The organism is Tannerella forsythia, from assembly GCF_001006485.1.
GTDB lineage: Bacteria > Bacteroidota > Bacteroidia > Bacteroidales > Tannerellaceae > Tannerella > Tannerella forsythia.
Genome location: NZ_JUET01000006.1, coordinates 1 through 407, shown reverse-complemented (window position 1 = coordinate 407; position 407 = coordinate 1). Strand labels below are relative to the sequence as shown.

1 protein-coding gene is annotated in these 407 nt (G+C 48.2%); it reads left to right on the top strand.

The window, feature by feature from the left end; genetic code table 11:
• Positions 1-174: 174 nt before the first annotated feature.
• Positions 175-407: YfcZ/YiiS family protein (locus tag Tanf_RS00400; RefSeq protein ID WP_046824503.1), on the top strand; the 233-nt coding region annotated here is incomplete at its 3' end.

Sequence of the window (407 nt, the reverse complement as noted above, 5' to 3'; positions counted from 1 at the left end):
GGAGGTGGCGCACTCATGGATTCGGGTAAATTTTGTTTTAGATCATTTTTAAGTGTGATTTCGGTCACTTATCCGATTTTGCAGAATTAACAACTGGAGCAGCACTTTCCGGAAGCGTAAAATATCCACAACGTTTATCTGGCACCTTGGGTGCACATACAGAGGAAATCAACGATGAGTAAATGTAGTGCTGATGAAACCCCGGTTTGCTGCTGTATGGATGTTGGCACCATTATGGACAACTCCGACTGCACCGCGTCTTACAGCCGCGTGTTTGCAAACCGCGCAGAAGCAGAGCAAACGCTGGCGGCGCTGACTGAAAAAGCCCGTAGCGTGGAATCTGAACCTTGCAAAATCACCCCGACTTTCACTGAAGAGTCTGACGGTGTGCGCCTGGATATCGATTT